The sequence below is a fragment of the Anoxybacillus dikiliensis genome (assembly GCF_050613275.1).
Taxonomy (GTDB): Bacteria; Bacillota; Bacilli; order Bacillales; family Anoxybacillaceae; genus Anoxybacillus.
Window position 1 is genome coordinate 2,155,519 of sequence record NZ_CP187112.1, and the last position, 14,145, is coordinate 2,169,663.

The 14,145-nt window shown below is 41.2% G+C and carries 16 protein-coding genes and 1 other annotated feature; all 16 genes read right to left on the bottom strand.

What is annotated here, in order from left to right; translation table 11 throughout:
- Nucleotides 1–26: 26 nt before the first annotated feature.
- Nucleotides 27–1,337, bottom strand: a complete 1,311-nt coding sequence (locus tag ACPF7I_RS11310) for an ABC transporter substrate-binding protein (RefSeq protein ID WP_430746235.1) — start codon at nucleotides 1,335–1,337, stop codon at nucleotides 27–29.
- Nucleotides 1,338–1,482: 145 nt separating this feature from the next.
- Complete coding sequence (locus ACPF7I_RS11315; RefSeq protein WP_430746234.1) at nucleotides 1,483–2,568, bottom strand: M42 family metallopeptidase; 1,086 nt, start codon at nucleotides 2,566–2,568, stop codon at nucleotides 1,483–1,485.
- Between the two features lie 55 nt (nucleotides 2,569–2,623).
- Nucleotides 2,624–3,112, bottom strand: a complete 489-nt coding sequence (locus tag ACPF7I_RS11320) for a dUTP diphosphatase (protein WP_430746233.1) — start codon at nucleotides 3,110–3,112, stop codon at nucleotides 2,624–2,626.
- 61 nt (nucleotides 3,113–3,173) lie between these two features.
- A complete protein-coding gene (rplT, locus tag ACPF7I_RS11325) occupies nucleotides 3,174–3,533 on the bottom strand; it encodes a 50S ribosomal protein L20 (protein ID WP_003397837.1) in 360 nt (119 codons plus the stop codon).
- 18 nt (nucleotides 3,534–3,551) lie between these two features.
- On the bottom strand, nucleotides 3,552–3,752 hold the full coding sequence (rpmI, locus tag ACPF7I_RS11330; RefSeq protein WP_003397838.1) for a 50S ribosomal protein L35: 201 nt from the start codon (nucleotides 3,750–3,752) through the stop codon (nucleotides 3,552–3,554).
- A 19-nt stretch (nucleotides 3,753–3,771) separates the two neighbouring features.
- A complete protein-coding gene (infC, locus tag ACPF7I_RS11335) occupies nucleotides 3,772–4,314 on the bottom strand; it encodes a translation initiation factor IF-3 (RefSeq protein ID WP_004889092.1) in 543 nt (180 codons plus the stop codon).
- 26 nt (nucleotides 4,315–4,340) lie between these two features.
- Nucleotides 4,341–4,464: a sequence feature (ribosomal protein L20 leader region), on the bottom strand.
- Between the two features lie 118 nt (nucleotides 4,465–4,582).
- Nucleotides 4,583–6,514, bottom strand: a complete 1,932-nt coding sequence (thrS, locus tag ACPF7I_RS11340) for a threonine--tRNA ligase (RefSeq protein WP_430746232.1) — start codon at nucleotides 6,512–6,514, stop codon at nucleotides 4,583–4,585.
- A 295-nt stretch (nucleotides 6,515–6,809) separates the two neighbouring features.
- Complete coding sequence (gene ytxC, locus ACPF7I_RS11345) at nucleotides 6,810–7,664, bottom strand: putative sporulation protein YtxC (protein ID WP_430746231.1); 855 nt, start codon at nucleotides 7,662–7,664, stop codon at nucleotides 6,810–6,812.
- Nucleotides 7,665–7,725: 61 nt separating this feature from the next.
- Nucleotides 7,726–8,658: a primosomal protein DnaI gene (gene dnaI / locus ACPF7I_RS11350; RefSeq protein WP_430746230.1), complete on the bottom strand. Its 933-nt coding sequence runs from the start codon at nucleotides 8,656–8,658 to the stop codon at nucleotides 7,726–7,728.
- 10 nt (nucleotides 8,659–8,668) lie between these two features.
- Nucleotides 8,669–10,066 (bottom strand): replication initiation and membrane attachment family protein, encoded by a 1,398-nt coding sequence (locus ACPF7I_RS11355; protein WP_430746229.1) that lies wholly within the window; start codon nucleotides 10,064–10,066, stop codon nucleotides 8,669–8,671.
- Nucleotides 10,067–10,099: 33 nt separating this feature from the next.
- Nucleotides 10,100–10,570: a transcriptional regulator NrdR gene (nrdR, locus tag ACPF7I_RS11360; protein WP_009361824.1), complete on the bottom strand. Its 471-nt coding sequence runs from the start codon at nucleotides 10,568–10,570 to the stop codon at nucleotides 10,100–10,102.
- 61 nt (nucleotides 10,571–10,631) lie between these two features.
- Complete coding sequence (locus ACPF7I_RS11365) at nucleotides 10,632–11,024, bottom strand: cytosolic protein (protein WP_430746228.1); 393 nt, start codon at nucleotides 11,022–11,024, stop codon at nucleotides 10,632–10,634.
- Nucleotides 11,025–11,099: 75 nt separating this feature from the next.
- Nucleotides 11,100–11,474: an adenosylmethionine decarboxylase gene (speD, locus tag ACPF7I_RS11370; RefSeq protein WP_003397846.1), complete on the bottom strand. Its 375-nt coding sequence runs from the start codon at nucleotides 11,472–11,474 to the stop codon at nucleotides 11,100–11,102.
- 241 nt (nucleotides 11,475–11,715) lie between these two features.
- Nucleotides 11,716–12,744, bottom strand: a complete 1,029-nt coding sequence (locus ACPF7I_RS11375; protein WP_430746227.1) for a glyceraldehyde-3-phosphate dehydrogenase — start codon at nucleotides 12,742–12,744, stop codon at nucleotides 11,716–11,718.
- A gap of 107 nt (nucleotides 12,745–12,851) precedes the next feature.
- A complete protein-coding gene (coaE, locus tag ACPF7I_RS11380) occupies nucleotides 12,852–13,454 on the bottom strand; it encodes a dephospho-CoA kinase (RefSeq protein WP_430746226.1) in 603 nt (200 codons plus the stop codon).
- A gap of 12 nt (nucleotides 13,455–13,466) precedes the next feature.
- Nucleotides 13,467–14,090 (bottom strand): sporulation membrane protein YtaF, encoded by a 624-nt coding sequence (gene ytaF, locus ACPF7I_RS11385; protein ID WP_430746225.1) that lies wholly within the window; start codon nucleotides 14,088–14,090, stop codon nucleotides 13,467–13,469.
- Between the last annotated feature and the right edge of the window lie 55 nt (nucleotides 14,091–14,145).

Genomic DNA, 14,145 nt, shown 5'->3' on the forward strand with positions numbered 1-14,145 from the left:
TCATTCATTTTTCAAATATCAATATTTTAATAAGTGTTCATTTCTCGCTTCGTGCGATCTTTTAACCGTTTAGCTGCTTCTTCGAGCGCTTTCTTTGGTTCTTTTCCGTTAAACACATCAGCCTGTGCTTTAATTGCTTCATCTAAAGCAACAGCATAGTCATTCGTATAATAAGCTGTTGGAATATCTTTCATTTCATTTGCGAATAACTCCCAAATTTTTTGTCCTCCGAAAAATTCTACACCACTAGTAAATAATTCAGAATCATATGCACTCGCTAATGATGGGAATAAACCATATTTCTCCATCGCCATTAACTGAATATCTTTCGTTGTCGAGAAAAACTCTAAAAACTTATATGCTTCATCAACATATTTTGAAGAAGCAGGAATCATCCAGCTACTTCCACCTAAATTTGCCGCGCGGTTGCCACCCACTTCAAACGCTGGAAGCAAAAATACTCCCCATTTTCCATTCGTATCTTTTGCTTGATCAACAATTGTTCCATAATACCATGCACCAAACGGAACAGTAGCTACCGAACCATCTACTGTTGCCGATACAACACCATTCCATCCGTCAACATCCTTAATGAGTCCAGCCTCATCAAACTTTTTCAACATGTCCATCGCTTGAATAGCCTTTGGATTTGTTAAATCGATCTTCCCATCTTTATCAAAGTAGTAAACCCCTAGTTGATTAAGCATCATACGGAAAATCGGATCGTCCTTAAACTTGTCGAGAGGCATAGCGAATGCACCAGTTGCCTCTTTAATTTTTTTCGCTGCTGCTAAAAAATCTTCCCATGTCTCAATGTCCTCTACTTTTACTCCTGCCTTTTCAAACAAATCCGTGCGATAGAACATTCCTGTTGGACCCGCATCAAACGGCATCGCATAAAACTTTCCGTCAACAGATGTTAAATCTTTTTTGAATGTCGGAAACACGTCTTTATATTGATCAAATCCTTTTTCTGACAAATTAACAAACCCTTTTGGAAACGCATTTACATAACCATGTATACGATCATCTTCTACAAGAACAATGTCAGGAAGACCCGTTCCCCCCGCGGCTAAACCTGTGGATAATTTATCATATACATCTAAACGCCCAATATCTTCTACTTTTAATTCAATGTTTGGGTTGTTTTTCTGAAACTCTTTCATCGCTTCATTTAACGCACCAACGTTTACATTCCAAGCCCATGCTGTCAATACGACTTTTTCATCTGACTGTTCCCCTTTGTTGTCCGCTGATGATTGTTTGTCGCTACAAGCCGCCAACACAAGTGCTGACGTCACGATCAAAGCAAACCATTTCCAATAACGTTTAAACATTCATTCTCCTCCCCTTTTTTAAACATATTTATGTAAGCGTTTTCGCCTACTAGTAAAAATTTTAGTAAATTTTTTTATTTTCGTCAATAAAAATTTTCTGAAAAAAATAAAAAAGCCGACCGTGTGCAGGTCGACTTCTCTTCTCTTAATCAAACGTAATTTCTTTTACTTTTTCTTCATCAAGACGCTTAATAACTTCGACTAATAGTTTTACTGTTTGTTCGTAGTCATCGCGGTGAAGAAGGGCAGCGTGAGAGTGAATGTAGCGCGTTGGGATGGAAATGGTGAGCGCTGGAACGCCGCGCATCGTCATATGGATCGCACCTGCATCTGTTCCACCGCCTGGCATCGCGTCAAAGCGATACGGGATGTTCATTTCCTCCGCAACGTTAACGACAAATTCTCGCAATCCTTTGTGAGAAACGAGCGTTGCATCGTATAAAACGATATGCGGTCCACCTCCGAGTTTTCCCATCGCATCTTTTTCTGATACACCTGGTGTATCACCGGCAATGCCAACATCAACCGCAAATGCAATATCTGGTTCGATCGCAAAAGCAGATGTTCGCGCACCGCGCAAGCCCACTTCTTCTTGCACTGTACCAACGCCATATACGACGTTTGGATGCTCCACATCTTTTAATTGTTTCAACACATCGATCGCAACGGCACAACCGATGCGGTTATCCCATGCTTTCGCAAGCAACATTTTTTCATTGTTCATCACTGTGAACTCAAAATAAGGAACGATCGCATCGCCTGGGCGCACGCCCCAAGCAAGCGCCTCGTCACGGCTAGAAGCTCCGATGTCAATAAACATATCTTTTATTTCCACCGGTTTTCTTCTTGCTTCAGCAGGTAAAATGTGTGGCGGCTTTGAGCCGATGACGCCTGTAATATCCCCTTGTTTTGTTACGATCGTCACGCGTTGAGCGAGCATCACTTGTCCCCACCAGCCGCCAAGCGGTTGGAAACGAATAAAGCCTTTTTCATCAATTTGCGTCACCATAAAACCAACTTCATCTAAGTGACCAGCAATCATCACTTTTGGTCCGTTTTCTTTTCCTACTTTTTTTGCAATTAAGCTACCGAGACGATCCGTCATCACTTCATCCGCATACGGAGCAATATACGACTTCATCACTTCACGTACTTCCCGTTCATTCCCTGGAACGCCTTTTGCATCCGTTAACGCTTTCAACATCGTTAACGTTTCATCGAGCTTTTTCACATCTGTCACTCCTCTCTATGTACAACATTCATTATACTAAACATTTCGACAGTTGTTAATAATTGTGACTTTGTCGCTCATGGTTCACTTCGTTTTTTGCGACATACGCTCGCTCAATTTGTTCAGCATTGAATTGAAGCGCATGACCAAGCTGTGCATACGCATACAACAATTGATCGTATGCTTGTTCGTCCATCTTTTCGCGAAACGTCTGAACGGCTTCAAATACGTGTAAAAACTGTTCAACGAGAGGATGACTTTCTTGCACATGCGGCCATTTCACATGCTCATGAAGCGAAAGATCAAGCCCAAGCGATAAAATAAAGTGAAGACCGTCAACATATTCTTCTAAAATCGTTTCTTCTGCCGCTTTCGGCTTCGAACTCCAAAACTTGAAGCAACGCGTTTCATTCGCAAGTTCCCCGATTTCAACAAGAAGAGCTAACAATTTCCGTTCAACTAAACGTTCACCGCGCAATCCGCGCTCCGTTTCAATTCGTTCGTCCAATTGCCGCTGCATAGCAAATAATTTTCTTATATCCATTTTTTCTCCCCCTCTTACGAAAAATGACCATCCCCTCAAGGGAGAATGGTCATTTCCTTTATTACTTGTTTAAGTTTTCTTTTGCGATGTTTGCAAGTTGTGTGAATGCTGCTGCATCGTTTACTGCTAAGTCAGCAAGCATTTTGCGGTTTACTTCGATACCTGCAAGCTTTAGTCCGTGCATTAAACGGCTGTAAGAAAGACCGTTCATGCGCGCCGCAGCGTTAATGCGCGTAATCCAAAGTTTGCGGAAGTCGCGTTTACGTTGGCGACGATCGCGATACGCGTACATTAATGATTTCATCACTTGTTGGTTTGCAACTTTATATAAACGATGTTTCGAACCGAAGTATCCTTTTGCTAGTTTAAGAATTTTTTTACGACGTCTGCGTGTGACTGTACCGCCTTTTACACGTGGCATAACATTTCCCTCCTAAAATTATTTTACGTTATCTAACAATTGACGAATGCGTTTGAAATCGCCTTTTGATACAAGCGTTGCTTTACGAAGTTTACGCTTTTGTTTTTGTGTTTTGTTTGCAAATAAGTGGCTAGTGAATGCGTGTGAACGTTTTAATTGACCTGTTCCTGTCTTTTTGAAACGCTTCGCTGAGCCTTTGTGAGTTTTCATTTTTGGCATAAGGTGTTCCTCCCTTTTGTTATTTGTCGTTTTTCGGTGCTAGCACTAAAAACATGCTACGGCCGTCCATTTTCGGAGCCGTCTCAACCGTACCAATATCCGCGCACGCCTCAGCAAATCGATCAAGCACGCGCTGACCAATTTCCTTATGCGTAATCGCACGTCCTTTAAAGCGAATCGTCGCTTTCACTTTATCTCCTTTTTCAAGGAACTTCCGCGCGTTGCGCAATTTCGTGTTGAAGTCATGTTCTTCGATCGTTGGGCTTAAACGAACTTCTTTTACGTTAATCACTTTTTGCTTTTTGCGCGCTTCCTTTTCTTTCTTTTGTTGCTCGAAGCGGAACTTACCATAGTCCATAATGCGGCACACTGGCGGTTTCGCATTTGGTGCAACCATCACTAAATCTAAATTTAAACGCGCTGCAATTTCTAACGCTTCTTGCTTCGTCTTAATCCCAAGCTGTTCTCCATTTGGATCGACTAAACGAACTTCACGTGCCCGAATGTTTTCATTAATAATAAAATCTTTGCTAATAACTAGCCACCTCCACGGTTTTTTCAAGCTTGTTTGTTAAAGCAGAACGCACACGACAAAAAAACGTGTGGGCACAATACACCCACACGTCTCGCTCACAACATTTCTTTGTCATGAAACCTGCTAACAGCCATATAGCGTCGATCAGGTGAGAAGCGGGTGCTTCTGCTTATGTTCAAACAAGTATTTACTTTTACTTTAACATATATACCATATACCAAAACACATTGTCAACCGATGTCAATTGATCACAACAAATAAAACTATAACAAACATGGAGCGAAAATGCAACTATTTATTTACGTACTTCTTTTACGATAGAATCAACAAACGCATCAAGCCGCATCGTTTCGCTTGTTTGTTCCCCATATTTTCGCACGTTCACTGCCCGTTCGTTTACTTCGTTATCCCCAACAACGAGCATGTACGGAATTTTTTGCATTTGTGCTTCACGAATTTTATAGCCGATTTTTTCTTCACGCTCATCGACTTCAACACGGATGCCAGCTGCTTGTAACGCATGTTTTACTTCATACGCATAATCCATATGAACAGCTGGGGAAACAGGAATAACTTGCACTTGTACAGGGGCTAACCATGTCGGGAATGCCCCTTTGTACTCCTCAATTAAAAAGGCAACGAAACGTTCCATCGTTGATACGACACCGCGATGGATGACAACCGGACGATGCGGTTTTCCGTCTTCACCGATATATGTTAAGTCAAAACGTTCTGGTAACAAGAAGTCAAGTTGAACGGTAGATAACGTTTCATCTTTACCGAGCGCCGTGCGCACTTGCACATCTAGCTTCGGACCGTAAAACGCTGCTTCACCTTCCGCTTCATAATAAGCGAGACCGAGCTCATCCATCGCTTCTTTCAACATGCTTTGTGCTTTTTCCCACATCGCATCGTCATCGTAATATTTTTCTTTATCTTGTGGATCACGATAAGACAGACGGAACGAATAATCTGTTAAACCGAAGTCTTTATATACATCTAAAATTAAATTCACGACGCGTTTAAATTCTTCTTTAATTTGGTCTGGACGAACGAAAATATGCGCATCGTTTAGCGTCATGCCACGCACGCGTTGCAAGCCTGTAAGCGCACCAGACATTTCGTAACGATGCATCGTACCGAGCTCGGCAATACGAATTGGCAACTCGCGATAACTATGAATTTTATGCTTATATACCATCATATGATGCGGACAATTCATCGGACGGAGCACAAGTTGCTCGTTATCCATTTCCATTGGCGGGAACATGCCATCTTTGTAGTGATCCCAATGTCCAGACGTTTTATATAACTCTACGCTACCTAGCACCGGTGTATATACGTGCTGATAACCGAGGGATAGCTCTTTATCGACGATATAACGTTCAATTGTTCGGCGAATGGTTGCCCCTTTTGGTAGCCAAAGCGGCAAACCTTGCCCGACTTTTTGCGATGTCATAAATAAGTCAAGCTCTTTTCCAAGCTTCCGGTGATCGCGCTCTTTCGCCTCTTGTAAAAGGCGTAAATATTCATCTAAATCTTCTTTTTTGAAAAACGCTGTCCCGTAAATGCGTTGTAACATTTTATTTTTGCTGTCGCCACGCCAGTACGCACCAGCGACGCTTAACAGTTTAAACTCTTTTATTTTTCCTGTTGACGGCACATGAACCCCGCGGCAAAGATCGAAAAATTCACCCTGTTCGTAAATGGAGACGACTTCTCCTTCCGGAATGTCGTGAATGAGTTCGATTTTTAAATGGTCGCCGATCTCTTCATAACGGCGAATCGCTTCTTCACGGCTCACTTCTTTTCGAACGATGTCGATGTTTTCTTTTACAATTTTTTTCATTTCACTTTCAATTTTCGGCAAGTCTTCCGCTGTAATTGGCACATCAACGTCGATGTCGTAGTAAAAGCCGTTTTCAATAACAGGGCCAACACCAAGCTTCACATCTTTATACAAACGTTTAATCGCTTGTGCCATTAAGTGAGCTGTACTATGACGCAAAATATCAAGCGCTTCTGGCATATCTTGTGTGATGATCGAAATCGCACCGTCTTCCTCAATTGGTGTACGTAAGTCGACGAAACGGTCGTTTAACTTGCCGGCAATCGCCTTTTTCTTCAAGCCTGGGCTAATGGATGCTGCAATATCCTCCGTTGTTACTCCTTTTGGAAACTCCTTTACCGCCCCATCTGGAAATGTGATTTTTACTACATCTGCCAAAATAACTCACTCCTTTTTTAAAAATAAAAAAACTCGCCCCAAAAACGAGGGACGAGTTGGCTTCGTGGTTCCACCCTTCTTTCCGTCTATACAAATACAAAACGAGCGTATAAACGGCTTCATTTCGATAACGGCGCAAACCGTCAGCAATTACTGAACGGGCAATCGTCCCATTGTTCACTGCTGAAGTTTAGAGGTGGTAAGTGCATTTTCCGTGTTAGGAAGGTTTCAGCCTATGCCTTCCCTCTCTGTGAACCGTAAAAATACACCCGTGTCCTCATCATCACTTTTGGCTTTATTCATTATGTATGTCATTATAAGCATATTTTTTTGGAAAATCAAGAGGTGTTCGTAGCTCAATTCGCTCTTGAAATACGTTTTGAATCGTTTGAATCATCCCAACATCTGTCGCATCGGTATATATCCATATTTTTTCTGGCGCAATAGAAACGAGCGGCGCTAATACAGATGTATCAATATAGATCGGCTGACTCACCATCAATCGACGGTCGATAAACTGCTTTAGTTGATGAGGTGACAAGTAAAAAAAATGGTCATCGAAAAATTGAAACGTTTCGTTTTCGTACACTAAATGAAGGGTGCTCATTTTCGGCTGACGCGACGCCACAATTTCGCGCAACAGTTGAACAAAAGTTTGGTATTCTTGTTCTAATTTATATTCGTCAATCGCTAATTCCACATAATGCATCAACCGATCATAATACGGCTTTAAGCGAAAAGTGATAAGCGACTCGAATGAAAACACCCCTTCCTGCAAACATTCATGCAACGATTGAGCAATCAGTTGCTCACGCGGTACATTTATTTTTTTCCCGAGACGATAATCGTACCTTTCCCCTTCAATAAACGAATAGGCGAGCTGTAAAATTTGTTGTTGTTCTTCTTCGTTTTCGTAAAAAAATGTGCGTGAAATGATCGATAAAATCCAGCGTGCTTCAAAAGCTCGAATGATACATGAAGTAAAAATCGGAATAAACAGTGCGCGCATATGCGCAACATTCTGTTCATGAAAGAAAACAGTAATCGTCTTGTCATCGTAAAGCAATTTTCCATACGGCTGTGGCTCTTTACTTAATTCATAAAATAGTCGTTGTGCATCTTGTCCATTTTGAAATACGATATAAATCAACGGTGCCCCCCCTTTTCCGAAACATGCTTGTTTTATATATATGGGGAACACCGTTTGTTTATCACTTGTCGATTCGGCGATTTTTTCCTGTCATTTCGATCGGAGTAGCTAAATAAACAATTCGTTCGATAATTCGTGCCGCTTTTACTTGTTCTTCCTCGCCTCGCTGTGAGTGAGCAAGGTGATGCGTCAGACGTTTTAAGTCAAAATTGGATGTAAAACATGTTGGTAAATGCTCAAGCATACGATATTGTAAAATCGGACCGAGCACTTCATCGCGCCACCAACTTGACATTAATTCTGCTCCTAAATCATCGAGCATAAGGACAGGTACTTGTTTTGCATATTCAATCGTATCTTGAAATGCATCGGTTTGAAGCGATGATTTCAACGAGCGAACAAATTCTGGTACGTACACGAGAAATGAAGCGATGTGTCTTTGTGCTAACTCATTTGCCATCGCTGCTAACAAATACGTTTTTCCGACGCCAAACGATCCGTATAAATATAGTCCTTTCATTCGTTTGCCTATTTCGTATGTCGATGCAAACGTGTTCGCAAGCTCGATCGCTTCAATTCTCCCAAGATCGTCCGTTTCTAGCTTGTCAAACGATGCTTGCAACATATCGCGTGAGATAAATAAACTCCGAATGAGTGACTGTTGTTTTTTTCGTTCATCATCTTGCACTTTACGAGCACACCGCTCATACTGTACGTCAATGTTTTTCCCTTGCCAAATTAAGTGAGGAGTATACCCTTTCAGCAAGTTCGGGCATTGTTCTAAGCTTTGACAACGTTCACAATGCTTACTTTGTTGTACAAATTCATACAACTTGCCAAGATGGCGATTGAGCGTCGCATCCGTCACATGATGATCGCGCAAAAAGGCTTGAACATGAGGATGACGTAAAATGTCGCGCTTCATCGCCTCATATCGTTCTTTAAAATCGTGACGATTCATCAAATGGTGAATTGTTTCCCGAATTGGTTTCATCGTTTATCCCCTAACTTTTCGGTTTTTTCAACCGTTCTTCCAACTCGCGCCGTTTTTGTTCTAACTCTTCTTCTGATTTCACTTGTTTTCGTTCAAATTGTGAATAGTCCGTCTGCAGCCAATCTGGCAACAGTTCGGTACGAATCGGTTTTTTAGAGCCTTTTTGCTCTTTTTCTTTCATAAATGTCTCATATTCCCGCGCCTCTTTTTTCGCCAATTCCATCGCTTGTTTCACCGTACGTACCTTTTTTCGCGCCCATGAACTCGCGATTTTTTCAACGTATTTTTTCGGCAATTTCATATCCGTGCGCAGCATAACGTAATAAATTAAAACGTTCATGACACCTGGCGGCAATTTTTGTTTAAACATAATGTCTTCAATCAACTGTAAATCAGCTAACGCCGGTTCAACGCCACCAGAAAAATCCATAAGCAATTGTCTCGGCGAAACGGTTTCAAGCTGTTTCATTAAATATTCTTCTTCATTTTTTGGTTCGGCATGTGCCATCGTTCGCTCTGCTAACGGTTGTACCCGATCATATAGACGCGGAAGCGCTTCACCACGTTCAAATTGATACCATTCCTGCGCCGCTTTTCGTAATGATTCAATATCAATTTGTTCAGCCGGATCGATGACGCCCATCACAATTTTTTGCATATCAAGAGGACCAATCCCGTACAGGAAAGAAAGCTTTTTAATTGCATCTTTTACCTTTTCAGTAATCGCACGTCGCGGCACAAGGTGACGAGACAGTCCAGCGTAAAAAGCATCAAAATCAAATATATCGTCTTGCATCGTATACGCTGCCCGTTCTTTTCTCATATACTGCTGTCCATCTTGAAGCATCACTTCTTGTTTCGCTTCATCACTTAATTTATGAATCATTTTTTCGGGTTGGATGGATGAAAAGACATCGTGAAATGAGCGGGTGATCGGTGTAAATGACGTACGATCAATGGCACGATCGGAAAAAAACTTTTTTAGCTTTTGAAATTTTGTTTTTCCGACACGATCATACAAAAATACATTTAAAACTCCATCGTTGAAAAATTGTTCTGGTGTAAGCGGAAGAAGCAGCTCATAAATAAATATCCGTTCATCGTCTTCATTCGTTCGTTTCATGTACGTATTTAACAACCCGATTCCTTCCAGTTTTAAACGCTCGGCATATATCGTTGGCAAACTACATTGCATAATTGCCATTAAACTATGATGCGTCGTCTCCTCGCTCCATAAACGCACCTGCTCAAGTTCGCTCCATAACGTCATATATAAGCTATACGCTTGAGCACCAATTAAAGGTTGATATAAAAGCGTCAATACTTTTCGGTCTAATTCGCTTAAAACTCCGTTCGCATGTACAATATATCGGTCGACCGCAATTAACTCTTTCCAACTATATTCCATCTTATCGACCTTCTTCATATGAAAAAGAGCACATTATGCCCTTTCTCCTTGTTCTTTTTTAATGAGCTCTTTTAATTCTTCAATAAAGACGTTTAAATCTTTAAACTGTCGATATACAGAAGCAAAACGAACGTAAGCGACTTCATCAATTTTTGACAATCTTTCCATCACCATTTCGCCGATCGTTTCACTTTTTACTTCATTTATGCCGCTATTGCGCAATTCTCGCTCAATTTGCTGCGTCACTTGCTCTAATTGTTCAAGGGCAACCGGCCGCTTCTCACATGCTTTAATCAACCCACGCAATATTTTTTCACGACTAAATTCTTCTCTCGTTCCTTCTTTTTTCACGACAATTAACGGTGTTTCTTCGACTTTCTCAAACGTTGTAAAACGAAAATGGCAACGTTCACATTCGCGCCGACGTCGAATGGAACGCCCTTCATCAACTGGACGCGAATCAAGTACACGCGTCCCGTGATGGTGACACGATGGGCATTTCATATGTATCAACTCCTGACAGTGATCTTACCCTTATAGTAGACAAAAAAAGGCGCATACACAACTACTTCTCACTATATATTCCCGACCCGATGTATGTGAATCGTTTCGCTAATTCGTCATACAAGCGGATGATGAGCTGGCGACTAAATCCGAAATCAACAGGAAGCCATGTTGTTTCCGTTGTCACTGAAAAGTCAATTGCTGTTTCAAACGGTCGAACAGAAATAACCGTCACGACGATAAACGCTTTTTTTCCTTTCGTTAGCGATACGCTCATTTCTCCTCTTTCTTCGGAGATTGCTACAATATGATAGCCATCCATTTGCTCGAACAATTGTTTCACTTCTTTTAATGCCGCCGCTTGCGTCGTTTTATAATAACGGCTTTTTAACTGCTCATCCGGGTGACGCTCCGATGTTTCATTATGATTTGTAAATATATATTTTATTTTCACCTTTCGTCCCCTCACTTTTCAACGAATGATAAAAAAGAGGTGCAGAATCTACACCTCTTTTCCTCTTACACTTTATTATAAAGCTTTTGCTTGTTTAATTTCAATTGGACCCATGCCACGAGGCAATTCAATTGTTTCACGTGTTTGCGCACCTAACGCTTCTGCAATATAGTCAGCAGCAATCGTTGGATCTAAATGTCCACACGTGTACACATCAATGCTCGCATAGCCGTGTTCTGGAAAACTGTGAATCGTTAAATGTGATTCAGAAATGATCACAACACCGCTAACGCCTTGTGGTGCAAATTTATGAAATGCAACTTCACGAATTTCCGCACCTGACTTTAACGCTGCATCAACAAATGTCTTTTCAATAAACTCAATGTCATTCAACTTATCAAAATCGCATCCCCAAAGTTCTGAGATAACGTGACGACCCATTGTATCCATGATCGTATCCCCCTTTAATAAATTTTGAAAAAATAAACGATGAATTTCTCTTGCTTTCTGGAATGTATAACTACCACGGGGGAAAGTTAGTCCAAAGAGGTCCTAACCCTTTAAGTAGTCACATTACCACGCGTTCAAGAAGTTCACGAAAAATAGTATACTTTGTTTATATCTTTTTTTCAATATTGTTTTTTATTTTTTTGTAAAATGGGCATAAAAAATAACGCCGGAATACCCGGCGTTATACATTCGCAACCGCTTCGTTTTTTGACAACTGTTTTGCAACAAGCTTTGTTAAATCAACAACGCGGCACGAATAACCCCATTCATTGTCATACCATGCTAATACTTTTACTTTCCGATTTTCAATCACCATCGTTGATAATCCATCGACGATCGCAGAGTGTGGGTTTGTATTAAAATCAATGGATACGAGCGGTTCCATCGTCACGTCTAAAATGCCTTTTAACGATCCACGTGCCGCTTGCATAAATGCTTCGTTTACTTCATCAACCGTTACATCTTTTTTTACATCGACAACGACATCAACAAGCGAAACGTTCGGCGTTGGAACGCGCAATGCCATGCCGTGCATTTTTCCTTTTAAATGTGGCAATACGAGCGCCAACGCTTTCGCTGCACCTGTCGTTGTTGGAATGATCGATTGAGCGCATGAGCGCGCACGGCGTAAATCTTTATGCGGATTGTCAATATTTTTTTGATCGTTTGTATATGCATGCACAGTTGTCATCAACCCATTTTCAATGCCGAATGCTTCATCAAGCACTTTTACAACTGGAGCTAAACAATTTGTTGTGCATGAAGCATTTGAAATAATGATATGTTCTGGAGAAAGCATATGTTCATTTACACCGATGACAATGGTTACATCTTCATCTTTTCCTGGCGCTGTTAAAATGACGCGTTTCGCCCCTGCTTCGATGTGCATCATTGCTTTCTCTTTTGCATTAAACTTTCCTGTCGCCTCAATGACAATATCGATTTGAAGCTCTCCCCATGGCAGTAGGCGTGGATCGCGGGAATGGAGCAACTGTACTTTTTTCCCGTTCACAATAAGCCCATCTTCAACCGGAATGACTTCCCCATCAAATTTGCCATGATTTGAATCATATTTTATTAAATGAGCTAACGTTTCAGGCGGATAGCTCGCATTAATCGCTACAATATCAAAATCTTGTTCAATTATCGCTTTTCGGAACACCATCCGTCCAATGCGTCCGAATCCGTTAATCGCTACTCTCGCTTTCATTATATAGCTCCTTTCAATATATATGTTATACTATTTGTTCGCTATCTACAAAAATAGTATAACACTTTTAGTTTATTTATGCTATAAAAAAATAAAAAAAGGGCGTCCTATTTTCCAAGAACACCCCAACGTACTAAACATGCATGCAATTGTCGTTTCGTTTCTTCTATCGTTCCGTTATTATCGATCACTGCATCGGCTTTCTTTCTTTTTTCTTCAAGCGGCATTTGTGCTTTCATGCGAGCCCATGCTTCTTCAACCGAAAACCCATTGCGCTCGCAAAGACGGTGAAGCTGCGTTTGTTCATCGACATATACAACGAGAATGCGATCAACGAGATGCTCTAATTTACTTTCAAATAAAAGAGGGATATCGAGAACAACTGCCTTTTCCTTTTGTTTCGCATATTGTTCCTTTTGTTGTATCATATGTTTGCGCACAAGCGGGTGAACGATGGCATTTAACTGTTTTCGCTTTTGTTCATCATCAAACACGATCGCACCAAGTTTGCGGCGATCAATCGCCCCGTTTGCATCTAAAATATCGCGCCCAAACGCTTCAACAATCGGCTTATACGCTTCACCATTGATTGCTGTGACACGATGAGCGATTTCATCTGCATCAATGACAGGAATATGTAAGTCGCGAAACATGGTCGCGACCGTGCTTTTTCCGCTCGCAATCCCCCCTGTTAAACCGATCGTTAACACTTGCCGTCACCCCTATCTCATTTTAAAAATACCGAGCACAATGAGCATAATCCCAGGTAAAAACGAATACTTTTGCATCCATCCAGACTTTCCAAACGATTTTCCAATTTTCAAACCACTAAATAAAAAGCAGAAGCTAAGCAAACAAACGAGAAGTGTCGTAAACGCTACAGAATAATTTAAAAGCGCTGCGCTCACTCCTGCCCCAAACGCATCAAGAGACAAAGCAACACCTAAAAATACAGCTTCCATTCCTGTAATCGTACCTGACCGGTCAAAATCAGCCATCGTTGGCTTCCGTAAAATTTGAATAACAATACCGAGCGGACGGATTTCTACATTCATGAGAAACTTTTCTTCATTGTCATCTCGTTTCAGGATAAATTGAATGATCATCCATACCCCTAATACGATCAATATACTTCCACCCATTGCGTTCGCAACAGCAGGTGAAAAAAACACATACATGATGCGTCCAATGCCCATCGCCACTAAAAAAGTCAAACACGAAAAAAGCGAAATAACGAGTAACGAACGAAGCGGAATATGTACATTCCGCATACCGTACGTAATCCCGACAGTGAAACCATCGATGCTAACAGCTAAAGCAAGTAAAAATAAAGACCACGTGATCATAAGCGCCTGCCCCTTCCTTTGAAAAACTACCATAGTATATGGAAGAGGCCTAGGC